General features: G+C 44.4%; 12 protein-coding genes. 1 reads left to right on the forward strand and 11 read right to left on the reverse strand.

Annotated features, from left to right (window positions below; translation table 11 throughout):
- Positions 1-8 precede the first annotated feature (8 nt).
- Positions 9-1109: a hypothetical protein gene (locus OZ660_RS13530; protein WP_274741256.1), complete on the forward strand. Its 1101-nt coding sequence runs from the start codon at positions 9-11 to the stop codon at positions 1107-1109.
- Here the strand turns inward: OZ660_RS13530 and OZ660_RS13535 are convergent.
- The 11 genes from OZ660_RS13535 to ndk form a co-directional block, all read right to left on the reverse strand.
- A complete protein-coding gene (locus OZ660_RS13535; protein WP_226432956.1) occupies positions 1106-1282 on the reverse strand; it encodes an exodeoxyribonuclease VII large subunit in 177 nt (58 codons plus the stop codon). The genes OZ660_RS13530 and OZ660_RS13535 overlap by 4 nt on opposite strands.
- A gap of 163 nt (positions 1283-1445) precedes the next feature.
- A complete protein-coding gene (locus OZ660_RS13540; RefSeq protein WP_274741257.1) occupies positions 1446-2171 on the reverse strand; it encodes a choice-of-anchor E domain-containing protein in 726 nt (241 codons plus the stop codon).
- Positions 2172-2546: 375 nt separating this feature from the next.
- Positions 2547-3992 (reverse strand): ribosome biogenesis GTPase Der, encoded by a 1446-nt coding sequence (gene der, locus OZ660_RS13545; RefSeq protein WP_159627040.1) that lies wholly within the window; start codon positions 3990-3992, stop codon positions 2547-2549.
- Positions 3993-4242: 250 nt separating this feature from the next.
- Entirely contained in the window at positions 4243-5502 is a 1260-nt protein-coding gene (bamB, locus tag OZ660_RS13550; RefSeq protein ID WP_274741258.1) for an outer membrane protein assembly factor BamB, read from the reverse strand.
- 45 nt (positions 5503-5547) lie between these two features.
- The gene (locus OZ660_RS13555) at positions 5548-6168 is read right to left on the reverse strand and encodes a YfgM family protein (protein WP_274741259.1); all 621 of its coding nucleotides are present in this window, start codon (positions 6166-6168) and stop codon (positions 5548-5550) included.
- A 15-nt stretch (positions 6169-6183) separates the two neighbouring features.
- The gene (gene hisS, locus OZ660_RS13560) at positions 6184-7464 is read right to left on the reverse strand and encodes a histidine--tRNA ligase (protein WP_159627043.1); all 1281 of its coding nucleotides are present in this window, start codon (positions 7462-7464) and stop codon (positions 6184-6186) included.
- 82 nt (positions 7465-7546) lie between these two features.
- Positions 7547-8665: a flavodoxin-dependent (E)-4-hydroxy-3-methylbut-2-enyl-diphosphate synthase gene (gene ispG / locus OZ660_RS13565; protein WP_159627044.1), complete on the reverse strand. Its 1119-nt coding sequence runs from the start codon at positions 8663-8665 to the stop codon at positions 7547-7549.
- A gap of 8 nt (positions 8666-8673) precedes the next feature.
- Positions 8674-9699, reverse strand: a complete 1026-nt coding sequence (locus tag OZ660_RS13570; protein ID WP_274741260.1) for a RodZ domain-containing protein — start codon at positions 9697-9699, stop codon at positions 8674-8676.
- 6 nt (positions 9700-9705) lie between these two features.
- Positions 9706-10893 (reverse strand): type IV pilus biogenesis/stability protein PilW, encoded by a 1188-nt coding sequence (gene pilW / locus OZ660_RS13575; protein WP_274741262.1) that lies wholly within the window; start codon positions 10891-10893, stop codon positions 9706-9708.
- 24 nt (positions 10894-10917) lie between these two features.
- Positions 10918-12036 (reverse strand): bifunctional tRNA (adenosine(37)-C2)-methyltransferase TrmG/ribosomal RNA large subunit methyltransferase RlmN, encoded by a 1119-nt coding sequence (locus OZ660_RS13580; protein WP_159627047.1) that lies wholly within the window; start codon positions 12034-12036, stop codon positions 10918-10920.
- A gap of 273 nt (positions 12037-12309) precedes the next feature.
- The gene (gene ndk, locus OZ660_RS13585; protein ID WP_012519000.1) at positions 12310-12741 is read right to left on the reverse strand and encodes a nucleoside-diphosphate kinase; all 432 of its coding nucleotides are present in this window, start codon (positions 12739-12741) and stop codon (positions 12310-12312) included.
- Positions 12742-12854 lie beyond the last annotated feature (113 nt).

The raw sequence follows: 12854 nt of genomic DNA on the forward strand, positions 1-12854 counted from the left end.
GCGACAACATGGCACCATACACCACTGACTCGAGCTCATCACGTGATTATCACGTAATGAGTGCAGCAGAAAACAGACAGAAGGTTAAACCTCGCACTAAACACGTATTTAGTGCCGTGCTGCTGTTGTCTGTTTGTACATTGTTCGGACATCAGGCGAACAGTCAGCAGATAAATAATTCAGTGTCCGTGTTTTCAACATACCCCAGTGAAGCGCTTGAATCGTTGTGCTCACAATCTACGCTAACAGCGTCATGTAGCGAAGATGCAATTGCGCCCACAACGTTGATTAATGCAATTCAAACCACTCGGGTTTTCAGTGCATTAACACCATTTGCCGAAGGAAGTGACTACGAACTACTTATAGCGAATGTGGGCCACAGCGAGATTGACTTAAGCTCGCAATTTGTTGAGTTTACACTGCAGTGGCGCGGCATCGAAATTGACAGTGCAATGTTTAACACTGCACAACGCGCTTCTTCAAAAGACCAGCTTGCTAGCGAATTAGTTATGCAGTGGGTTGAACACATAAAGGTTCGCGATATATTTTCGACGCGATACCTTTACTCGGCTTTAGATGCAAGTAACTACGAAAGCAGCCTTACTGTTCCAGAAAGAGTCGGAGATTTCACCAAACTTGATACCCAGCTTTATGCAGACCCGTTTAGTGGAGCAATCACTCGATACACGCATCCATCTTACGAAGATGCCTTAGTCGACGTAACGGTTTATCCAATTTTAGATTCTCTAGATACAGAAGTGAATTTATTACTAAACAGCCAGCTAGATCAGGATTACGAGAAAGCAAACTCGGTGGCATCTGCGCAACAGCTAACCTTGAGTTTATCAGATCCTGCGTCACCTTATTCGGTAAATCCGACCATTCAAGGATGGCGTTTGGGGCTAAAGGCTGAATCTGAGACGGCAGATCCAATTTATGCATCTACCTACGTTTTTCGCAAAGAAGACAAATTTGTTAAGGTCGCGACTACTTTTCCCACACATTTTTCAGACCCACTCGTCAATGAGCTGATAACACACGTCCAGGTGCCAAAAGAGTCGCCCTTAATGAAGAATATTCGCGAGATGTTATCAAAGCAAATCAACTAGTACTCATCAACTGTACGTCTCACAAACCGTTGAACAAAGCTTTCTTTAGGCTTGACGTCATTTCTAATGGTGTAGATTTTAGTTTCGCTTTGCGGCTTATATCTATCAAACCAATTATAAACCTGGTTTTTCTTAAGCGGCGTAGTTGATTGGTGAAGCCTTCTTACTGACATTCTAGTACCTTAAAGTGTGGTGCCGCAAAACGCTACCGACTAGCAGAGATAGCCTACAAGTGGTGAGCTTACTGAATGCGGAATTTAAGTATTGGTGTTGAACCAGAGCCAGACTAGTACTGCTAATGGCTAGTCCGTACCCTAATTTCTGATACAGCAGTAATTATTGCTTGCGCTGTTTTCTTCTATTAGAAAGAAGCAATACTAGGCCAGCGCCAAATAGACTGAGCGCTGCTGGCTCAGATACGCTGACAGCATTAGGCGTATAATCAAATTCAACCGCAACTTTCCCCCACGAACCAGTTGAGAAGTCATTTGCAAAGCTTCCCGTTCCACCTTGAACTTGATTGAAGATATTAGTTCTTGCGTCTGTGGTAAATAAGAATTCAACTTGTGAACCTTGCAAGAATGCAGATATATCCACATTTGACAACATGCCGTTACGTTCACCTGATGAAACATCAAACATGAAAGACGCAGATGGATCATTAGGTAACATTGTAAATGTACCTGGCGCAGAACTTTGCGCTGATACAAAAGGATTTACAAAATTTGCTGATGCAAAAGTAAATGTATCAGCGGCTGCACTTGACACCTGCCAATCAGAGGCAAGGAAAATCTCAACATCTGTTCTACCAGGCTCTGCACTACCATTCACTGATGTTCCTTCGCTGTCTATCTGCCCAAACACCATAATATTAACGGCGTTTAGCACACCCAAAGTCTGGTCAAATGCATCCAAAAATAAACTTTGTGAAAGCGGTGACACATCAGCAACATCAAACGGGCTGCCCTGTTGCCCAAATGAAACTTCTTGCGTGATTATTGCGGCATTTGATGACATGGCGGTGCATGCTAAAATGGCTGCAGCTAAAGCTTGCTTCTTCATAATTTTCTTCCTAATCGTTTTTTAGTGTTGTGTCCTAATACTTCACCGTCTGTAAAAGACGTCACTTCAAACTGCAAGAAAGACACCATCAACTGCGCCTAACGCAAACGCCCGTCACCAGTGCGATACAAAGGTTAAGAATAATTAATTGCATTTTTTAAAATTTATACTTTTGGGTAATACTTACACTTGATTGTAAATAAGGAGCAACTGAAGTGTTGCCAATTGATAACGTGCGGCCTTCTATTTCTAAAAATTTTATAGTCTAAGTTTCAAATACTTAAATTGAGGATACAAAAAAGCCGCTTGCGCGGCTTTTAGAAATGTCTTTTTGTTCACTATTTGCGACACAACACAAACGTATTTGCAAAATGGCTATTTTTTCTCTTTATAATACGACATCATTCTGCGACGTTTGCGTTGCTGTGCAAGCGTTAGGTTGTTTTTCTTACCCTCAAACGGGTTGTTGCCTTCTCTAAATTCAATTTTTATGGGTGTCCCCATTATCTCTAATGCTTTTCTGAAGTAATTCATCAAAAAGCGTTTGTAAGAGCTTGGCAAGTCGTCCACTTGGTTTCCGTGAATAACAATAACCGGAGGGTTATAACCGCCGGCATGGGCATACTTCATTTTAACGCGACGACCTCTCACCAACGGAGGTTGGTGATCATCTTGAGCCATTTCCATTATTTGCGTAAGTAAGGCTGTGTTAATACGCTTAGTTGCACTTAGGTATGCTTCTTGGACAGACTCAAATAAATTACCCACGCCAGAACCGTGAAGTGCTGAGATAAAGTGAATTCGGGCAAAGTCGATAAAGCCCAGGCGTCTATCCATTTCGCGTTTTATTTCATCTTTAATGTCAGTGCTAAGCCCGTCCCACTTATTAACCGCTACCACCAAAGAGCGACCTGAGTTTAGGACAAAGCCAAGTAGACTCAAATCCTGATCGGTAATTCCTTCCCTTGCATCAATCACAAGAAGGACCACATTCGCTTCTTCAATCGCTTGTAATGTTTTAACGATTGAGAACTTCTCAACGGCTTCACTGATTTTCTTACGCTTTCTAACGCCTGCGGTATCAATCAAGATATACTCGCGCTCGTCGCGTTCCATAGGAATATATACACTGTCACGGGTGGTACCTGGCATGTCGTAAACCACCACACGTTCCTCACCTAAGATTCGATTAGTGAGAGTAGACTTACCTACATTAGGCTTACCCACGATCGCAAGCTTTATTGGCAATTCTTGCAGTCGTTGACGTTGCGTTTCAGCGTCTTCATCTTCTTGTGGTGTTTCTTCTACCACTTCCATATCAGGAAATTCAGATTCCAATGGCGCGAGGGCATCCTGCAATAATTGGCTAACACCACGACCATGGGCAGCGGCGATCTGCTTAATTTCACCCAAACCTAGGGAATAAAACTCGGCACTTTCGCTGTCGCCATCAATACCGTCCACTTTATTGGCAACCACAAACACCTTTTTATTGATACGGCGTAGGTGATCGGCAATACCTTGGTCAGCAGGTAACAAGCCTGCGCGCGCATCAACCAGGAACATCACAACATCAGCTTCTTCGATAGCAAGCAAAGACTGTTGTGCCATTTCCGCATCAATGCCTTCTTCGTCACCCGTAATCCCGCCAGTGTCTACTACAATAAATTGGCGTCTATCAAATTTCGCCTGGCCGTATTTGCGGTCACGCGTTAGGCCCGGGTAGTCCGCAACAAGTGCATCTCGGGTATTGGTAAGACGATTAAACAAGGTCGACTTGCCAACATTGGGGCGGCCGACCAAAGCAACAACGGGTAACATTTATCAGATCCTAAAGGTCATGAAAGCTAAAAGCATAAGCCGCAAATTGACCGAATTAACGCTTTAGTAAATCGGTAATGTGATATGCAGCTTTTGAGAATGGGCGCATTATACCCTGTTCACTTTCTAATACCAATCGGCAAGAAAGCGATTGCCCAGGGTCTTAAAAACAACTGAAACTGCGCGTAAAAACAAAAACGGCGATACAACCGTTAGGTTACATCGCCGCTTTAATAAAGTGCTAGGTAATTTATTGCGAAATGCTTACCGAGGCTACAGTACCTGTTCTAGTTACCGCTACCACGGTATTGTTAACTTCTAGTGGCGCAGCAAAAATAGCGTCATCTTCATCGTCACCGCCAACATCTAGGCGAGCAACTATTTTACCACTTTCTTGTTCTATCCAATGTAGGAAGCCCCAGTTATCACCCACAACTACGTGTTCGCCTACTGGTGTTGCTGCTGTAAGTGAACGAAGCTTCAACCCACTTTGCGACCATAACTCAACACCGTTACGTCTATCTAGTGCATACACATTCGAGTTGTTATCAACAACGAAAATCTTGTTGCCATCTAGTGTGAGGTTTCTAAACGACGCATATTCACGTTTCCAGATAACACGCCCTGTACGCAATTCAACCGCAGCCAAAGTACCATTGTAACTAACGGTGTAAATCGTACCGCCAAACAGAATTGGTGTGGTGTCTATATCTACGATACGCTCCAATTCCGTTGCGCCTGTTGGTGTAGCAATAACGGTTTCCCACGCAAGCACACCAGAGTCGATTAGATTTACCTGTATTTTACCTGTAGGCGTACCAATAATCGCACCGCCGTTTGACGCGATAGGCCCAGAGATTCCGCGAAGCGTTAGCGGAGGCGTATCCCCTTCATGGCGCCACAACTGCTCACCATCACGGGTTCTAAAGCCAAACAAGCTGCCTGCGCCCGTATTCACCACAAGAATACCTTCGTCTATTGCAGGAGCTGCAAGCACTTCACCAGGCACAGTCGCATCCCACACCAACTCGCCGGACTCGGCATCAAGCGCTGCAACATAACCATTCTCAGTACCAATGAACACAAGCTTTTCAGCAACAGCAATACCACCGATACGCGCTGTTTCGCCACTGCGCCATAAACGCGTTACTGAACTCATCATGCCTTCGTCGCGAAACTGTGCGAAGTTTTTCTGCCAAATAACTTTACCTGTAGTAGGCTCCATTGCAACTACAGCACCGTGACGGTCAGCAGCATAGAGTTTGTCGTACGCATAAACTGGACGTAAGCGAGAGAAATAATGTTCTACACCGTCACCGATGTCGCGCTCCCAGTTAAGCTTAGGTTGAAATTTCGCTTCAATCGGCTTTAGTTTACGTATTTCTAACTCTTCTTCATCCGCAAACCAGTCTGAAACCGTCGAACAGCCTGACATAGTAATCGACACGGCAAGCGCCATACCTATCGTGCGAACAAATCGACCTCTGCGGCCACACGTATTGTGAAACAAATTGCGTACCTCTTTATTTTTTATCCTTGCCTATCGGCCCGCGTCTTACTGTGGTTGTGCCACGGAAAGATTATCTAGCTTCATTTCTAAAAGCGGGTTGTTGGCATTTTTTTCTAACGCACTTGAGTAAGCTAAGCGAGCGTCATCAAATTTATTTTGCTTTTGATACACATCGCCTTTTAATTCAGAAACTTCTGCTGAGAATGCGTCGTTAGTTACATTGCTAAGCGTAGACAACGCAGCGTCAAGCTGGTTCATTTCAATTTGAACTCGAGCAAGACGAAGTGACGCCAATGCTTTTAATTCATCGCTTTCTGCAAAAGTAACAACCGTATTTAGGTGAGAAGCTGCGCTATCTAGATCACCTGCATCAACAGCTTGCTTTGCTGCAAGAAGGCTTGCCGCACTAGCATATCCGCTGTCTTTATTTTCTTCGATAAACGCTTTCACTTTCGCGTCGCTACCTTCATTACCGAAAGTCTCGACAGCTTCCTGATAAGCAACTGATGCCGCTTCTTTACTTTCAATCTGGGCTTCTGAATAGGCACGCCAGCCATAAAGACCACCTAGACCAAGCAGTGCGCCTACTATAATTGCGGTGCCATGCTCTTTCCAAAAACGCTTAATCGCTTCTACTTGTTGTTCTTCTGTTGCGAACTGTTCCATGATGTCCTCTTAATATTACGCGCTTAGCATCTCTGACACTTTTTCTGCTAACGTGTCGAAGCTTGCGGTTATCTGCTCTTGCCCATCGCGAAGTGGTTTAATGCCCACCACACGTGACTGCATTTCGTCTGAGCCTAATAGCAGCGCTAGACGAGCGCCGGTTTTATCCGCACGCTTAAGTTGTTTCTTAAAGTTACCACCGCCGCAGTGCATCATGATGCGCACAGTTGGCAATGCATTGCGAAGGTGCTCAGCAACTTCAATGGCATAGGATTGTGCGTCATCACCCATTGCTGTTACGTAGACATCAGCAAAACTGGTATCTTGCCCTTCTTCTGTCAATGTGGTCAGCAACAGTACCAGACGTTCTATGCCCATGGCAAAACCAACTGCTGGGGTTGCTTTACCCCCCAATTGCTCCACAAGGCCGTCGTAACGACCGCCAGCACACACAGTGCCTTGTGCACCTAAGCTATCTGTCACCCATTCAAAAACAGTACGGTTGTAGTAATCAAGCCCGCGTACTAGACGAGGGTTTACTTCAAACTCAATGCCAGCCTGTGTTAATCGATTACACAATGTATCGAAATGCACTTTTGATTCTTCATCTAAATGGTCAATAAGTGCTGGTGCGTCAGCAATGGCTGCCTGCACATCAGGATTTTTGCTATCTAATACACGAAGTGGATTTGTTTCTAAACGACGTAAAGAGTCTTCATCTAGTTGGTCAGCTCTTTCCTTGAGGAACGCCACCAAGGTGTCGCGATATGCAGCACGCGCTTCGTTTGAGCCTAACGTGTTAATTTCTAACTTAACGTGTTGCTCAATACCAAACGCCTTCCACAAACGAGCACTCAGTAAAATGACTTCTAGGTCGATATCTGGGCCATCCATACCATAGGTTTCAACACCGAATTGGTGAAACTGACGATAGCGACCTTTTTGAGGACGTTCATGACGGAACATGGGCCCCATGTACCATAAGCGCTGTTGTTGATTATAAAGAAGGCCGTGCTCGTTACCCGCACGTACACAACTTGCCGTGCCTTCAGGGCGCAAAGTCAAGCTATCGCCGTTACGGTCTTCAAAAGTGTACATTTCTTTTTCAACGATATCGGTTACTTCACCGATTGAACGTTTAAATAAATCTGTGCTTTCAACAATGGGAGTGCGTATTTCTTGGTAGCCGTAGTTCGCCACAACTTGACGAAGTACAGATTCTACCTTTTGCCATGTGCCGGAAATCTCCGGTAGGCAGTCATTCATGCCTCGAATTGCCTGAATAGTCTTAGCCACGTGAAATTCTCATACTGCTAAATGGGGAAAAGCCCCGCATTATAGGGGCTTTGGAAGTAAACAACAATGAACAAAAACTGGCTTATTCTTTTACAGAAACCTGAATTTTGTTTTCATCGCTCATTCGCGCAGCTTTGGCGCGGATCTTCGCTTCTAATTTGTCGACTAGGTCATCATTAGCAAGACGTTCTTTTACACGTTTACCGTCTTCATACAGGCCGCTCATATTACGCGCTCCCGTAAGCCCTAGATCTGAAACCTCAGCCTCGCCGGGACCGTTAACTACGCAGCCAATTATAGAAACATCCATAGGCGTTAGAATATCTTCTAAGCGCTGCTCCAACGCATTGACCGTACCGATAACATCGAACTCTTGTCTTGAACAACTAGGACAAGCAATAAAGTTGATACCGCGAGAGCGAATACGCAGCGACTTTAGAATATCAAAGCCTACTTTAATTTCTTCTACTGGGTCGGCAGCAAGTGATACGCGTAATGTATCGCCAATACCTTCAGCTAACAGCATTCCTAAACCAACCGCACTTTTCACAGCACCTGCTCGCTGCCCACCGGCCTCAGTGATGCCAAGATGCAACGGCTGGTCTATTTTTTGTGCCAATAAACGATATGCTCCTACTGCCAAAAAGACATCTGATGCTTTTACGCTTACTTTAAATTGGTCAAAATTAAGCTTATCGAGAATATCTACGTGTCGCATAGCCGATTCAACTAGCGCTTCGGGTGTTGGCTCACCGTACTTCTCTTGTAAGTCTTTCTCTAACGAGCCACCGTTTACCCCAATACGAATAGGAATGTTTTTGTCTTTGGCACAATCAACAACAGAGCGAACACGCTCCATATTTCCTATGTTACCTGGGTTTATACGCAAGCAGTCCACACCATATTCGGCAACCTTAAGCGCTATGCGGTAATCAAAATGAATGTCGGCCACAAGTGGCACACTCACCTGCTTTTTAATCTCTTTAAATGCTTCAGCCGCTTCCATGGTAGGCACAGATACACGAACGATCTCACCACCTACAGCAACTATACGGTTTATTTGATCGACAGTCGCAGCCACATCTGTGGTACGCGTGTTTGTCATTGATTGAACAGCAATGGGGGCACCATCGCCAATGGGAACATTTCCTACATTAATACGCGTAGACTTTCTGCGCTTAATAGGGCTTTCTGCAAACATCTATTTACCTACATGGGAAGTGTGAAACGAGCTGTTCTACCGTTTTGGTATGAAGAAATATCAACAGACTCGCCATTAACTGATATGCGCACATTATCCGGTGCGCCGAGCGTAACTTCAACAGGAGGTACGCCCTGAATTTCCATTACTCGACCTTTTTGCTTAACACCATAGGCAATTGCCTCGCCCGTGGCATCTTTAATATTTACCCAGCAATCATCATCAAAAGTGAATGACATTGAAATCGGCGCTGCATCGCTAGACAACTCAAGCGAAGGTTCTGATTCTACAGCATCACTATTCAGTAAGTTTGTCAGATTATTGCTATCATTCACCGCCGTATCAGGTGATGATATCGCACCGTCATCCAAGTCACCTTCTTGTGTGAACCCATCATTATCCAAACTCGATAAATCCGTTGATGGCTGCGCACCTTCAGTCACTTCATTTTCTGAAGATAAATCACTCTCGCTAGGCTCATCATCTATCGCGCTTTCAGCAAACTCAATATTGTCGTCAGCGGGTTGTGAAGGAATGGGTGTATTAGCGGCTTCGCGCTTAACGGCTTCAGGCAATGTGAGATCGGAAACAGTGTCATCACTTGGTTGCTGGTACCACCATGCAACCACGCCTGCAATGATAAGCAGCAGTATAATATAAGTCACCATCATCCAACGGTCGTCATGTGTCTGTTTTGCGACACGTTTCGAAAAGCTCTGAAGCTTCTCCGATGAAGGTACCGACGTTTGATTATGATAACGCTCAAAGGCTTCAATGACGGCTTGAGAATCGAGTCCTAATTGTTTGGCATAATTTCTTACATAGCCTTTGGTAAAGGTGACTGACGACTTTTCGTCAATAACATCACACTCTAAATCATTGATTTGGTTTACTTTTAAAAATAGCTTATCAGCGATATCCTGTTGAGAAAGGCCAAGCGTTTCGCGTCGCGCTTTCAGCATGGCCCCTGGACTTGGCGTGCTTTCTTGTTGTTGCGAATTTACATCATGTTTCGCGTTTTCTTCTGACACCATTAAATCTTATTCCTCCTGCATATTAGGTGGTACTAACCAAAGCGACTGACCAGCAATTATAGCGCCAGTATTGTCTAGGTTATTCCACTCTCGCAGCGTCGCCATTTTGATATTGTGTAATAGAGAAATACGATATAAGTTTTCGCCGGGTTTTACTACATGGATTTTAGCTGTTTGTTCAGATAATTCAGTATTTTGATCATTAGAGGTATCTGTGTCTGTCGCAAATGTGCTTTGAGAGGTGGATTCAGGTTCCGTTGATTCGGTTTGCGTTGATTCTGGCGCTTGCTCATCACTTTTTGCAACAATGGCTGTTTTAACTTCAGCTACATTCGCTTTTTGACCCGAACTTAATACATTTTCAGATTGAGTAGACTTTACGGTTTTCACAACTTTGCGTTGAAGCGACTTGCTATCTTCCACGTAGCGTTTCGTCAATGCATTATCTGGGTACACCGATACCATCATGTCGCCGTAACCTTTGGCTGTTTCAAAATCCCCCTGCCCTTTAGCTATTTCATACGCTAACCACAGTGAATCAGGAGTGACTCGCGCCACCTTTTCATATTTATCTAAGGTCGCTTTCGCTAAATCATACTGCTCAGAGACAACATAAAGTTCAGTAAGTAAGAATAGGCTTTTTCCACGCGCGGGCTGGTGTTTTAGCGCCTCGTTGAAATAACCTATCGCCTCTTCTAATTGCCCTTGGCTTTGTGCGCACAACGCCAAGTTTTCATAGGTTTGCGCAGCGTTCGAGTAAAGGCGGTTATTGATGGCGTCGAAAAAGTAAGTTTTGGCCTGCTCGTATTGACCATTTTGGCATTTAAACGCGCCATAGCTGTTGGCGATATCCCCATTATTGGGCGCCAAATCAATAGCCGCTTCATAAAAAGATTCTGCGCGCTGGTTGTCGCCAACGAGTTGGTAGTAATACGCCATCGCATATTGAACGTCTGCAGAACGGGGATTGAATTCAAGCGCTTTATCGAGATTTTTCTTGGCCTGAGAATAGTTGTTGTTTTGTAGGTAGGTAAGACCAAGCGACATGCGTGTTTTGGCAGCCTCTTCCCTATCGAAATTACCGCCGTAGACACCCGATGGATCATTACTGACACACCCTGTACTGGCAAGTGCCGCCACTAAGGCAGCACCGAGTAATGTATTCTTTAGCCCTGATTGCAATTCCGCTAGCATAGTCTTACCCTAATATCTTAATGATTATTGGGCCATTTTTACCGAAATTGCTTCGCCCTTCATCTGTTTTTTTAATAATCTTTTCGTTCTATCGACGACATCACCCACTAATTGACCACAAGCAGCGTCGATATCGTCACCCCGTGTTTTGCGCACAACGGTGGTAAACCCATATTCCATAAGCACTTTTGCAAACCTATCGATGCGTGAGTTACTCGAGCAAGTGTAAGGTGAACCCGGGTATGGATTAAAAGGTATTAAGTTTATTTTACTTGGTGTGTCTTTTAATACTTTTGCCAACTGATGCGCTTGTTCAGTACTGTCATTGATGTTTGACAGCATAACGTACTCAACAGTAACACGACCTTGGTTTGCTTTTGACTTTTCTAGATAGCGACGCACGCCAGCCAAGAATGCTTCAATGTTGTATTTTTTATTGATAGGCACAATTTCATTGCGCAACTCGTCTGTTGGCGCATGAAGCGATATTGCTAACGCCACATCAATTTGGTCGCCTAACATATCAAGTGCAGGCACAACACCTGATGTACTTAAGGTAACGCGACGTTTTGACAAACCAAAGCCAAAGTCGTCTAACATGATGTCCATAGCCGGCACTACGTTTTTAAGGTTAAGCAACGGCTCACCCATGCCCATCATCACTACGTTAGTAATTGGGCGTTTGCTAGAATCTTTTGATAATCCAAGGAAGGTAGCAACACGCCAAACCTGACCAATAATTTCGCTAACGCTTAGGTTACGGTTAAAACCTTGCTGCGCAGTCGAGCAGAATGTGCATTCTAGTGCACAACCAACCTGTGATGATACGCAAAGCGTTGCGCGGTCTGTTTCAGGGATCCACACAGATTCAACTTCCTGACCACCTTCAAGGGTAAGCGCAAACTTAATAGTACCGTCGCTCGCTTCTTGGAAGTACGCAATTTCAGGCGCTTTAATTTCGCAGTTTTCAATGAGCATCGCGCGAAGGTTTTTATTTAGGTTACTCATTTCCTCGAAATCGCTAATACCGTGCTGGTAAATCCACTTCATTACCTGGTCGGCACGAAATGGTTTCTCGCCCATTTCCTTAAAGAAATTGCGCAAGCCTTCGCGATTTAAGTTTAATAAGTTAGTTTTTGCCATGAATAAGATGACCCTTTTACCTTCGAGGGATACCCCTCTTACTGCTGAATATGGTGTAAAAACCAGCGATTCGACTATGTCTTGAGCGACATTTAAGAAAAAGAAAAGCGCTGATTAAAATTTGCGCGGATTTTACCACAGATGAGATTTGAGAAAAAGCCGATTTAACGCAGAGAAAGGTTAAGTTTGGCTATGGGCGAGACGCGTAGTTTAGTATGCCTAAATAGAAACAAAAACGGGGCCTTTAGGCCCCGTTTCTCTGCTTCTGTAATCTTAGCGAGTACGTGGGCAGATTTCTTCTTCAGAGAAGAAGTATGCGATTTCGCGTGCTGCTGACTCAGGTGCGTCAGAACCGTGAACTGCGTTTTCGTCGATAGACGCTGCGTAGTCAGAGCGAAGTGTACCTGCAGCTGCATCAGCTGGGTTAGTCGCGCCCATGATTTCACGGTTAGCTAGAACAGCGTTTTCGCCTTCTAGTACTTGAACCATAACTGGACCAGAGGTCATGAAGTCTACAAGTGCGCCGAAGAAAGGACGCTCTTTGTGTTCTGCATAGAAACCTTCTGCTTGCTCTTTGCTCATGTGGATCATCTTAGATGCCACAATGCGAAGACCTGCAGATTCGAAACGGTTGTAAATTGCACCGATAACGTTTTTAGCTACCGCATCAGGCTTGATAATCGAAAAAGTACGCTCAAGAGCCATGTTCTCTCTCCAAACAAATAGTATGTATCTTTAAAAATTTTGGTCGCGAATTATAGGCAATAAATACCAGCTTGACTAGAGCCTATGTGAAATGAAACTTAAAGTATTGTTTT

It is taken from the genome of Alteromonas sp. 009811495 (genome assembly GCF_028865455.1).
GTDB lineage: Bacteria > Pseudomonadota > Gammaproteobacteria > Enterobacterales > Alteromonadaceae > Alteromonas.

Coding starts and splice junctions, on each gene's coding strand:
- OZ660_RS13530 (WP_274741256.1), top strand. CDS start 9: ATGGCACCATACACCACTGACTCGAGCTCATCACGTGATTATCACGTA.
- OZ660_RS13535 (WP_226432956.1), bottom strand. CDS start 1,282: ATGTCAGTAAGAAGGCTTCACCAATCAACTACGCCGCTTAAGAAAAAC.
- OZ660_RS13540 (WP_274741257.1), bottom strand. CDS start 2,171: ATGAAGAAGCAAGCTTTAGCTGCAGCCATTTTAGCATGCACCGCCATG.
- der (WP_159627040.1), bottom strand. CDS start 3,992: ATGTTACCCGTTGTTGCTTTGGTCGGCCGCCCCAATGTTGGCAAGTCG.
- OZ660_RS13555 (WP_274741259.1), bottom strand. CDS start 6,168: ATGGAACAGTTCGCAACAGAAGAACAACAAGTAGAAGCGATTAAGCGT.
- ispG (WP_159627044.1), bottom strand. CDS start 8,665: ATGTTTGCAGAAAGCCCTATTAAGCGCAGAAAGTCTACGCGTATTAAT.
- OZ660_RS13570 (WP_274741260.1), bottom strand. CDS start 9,699: ATGGTGTCAGAAGAAAACGCGAAACATGATGTAAATTCGCAACAACAA.
- pilW (WP_274741262.1), bottom strand. CDS start 10,893: ATGCTAGCGGAATTGCAATCAGGGCTAAAGAATACATTACTCGGTGCT.
- OZ660_RS13580 (WP_159627047.1), bottom strand. CDS start 12,036: ATGGCAAAAACTAACTTATTAAACTTAAATCGCGAAGGCTTGCGCAAT.
- ndk (WP_012519000.1), bottom strand. CDS start 12,741: ATGGCTCTTGAGCGTACTTTTTCGATTATCAAGCCTGATGCGGTAGCT.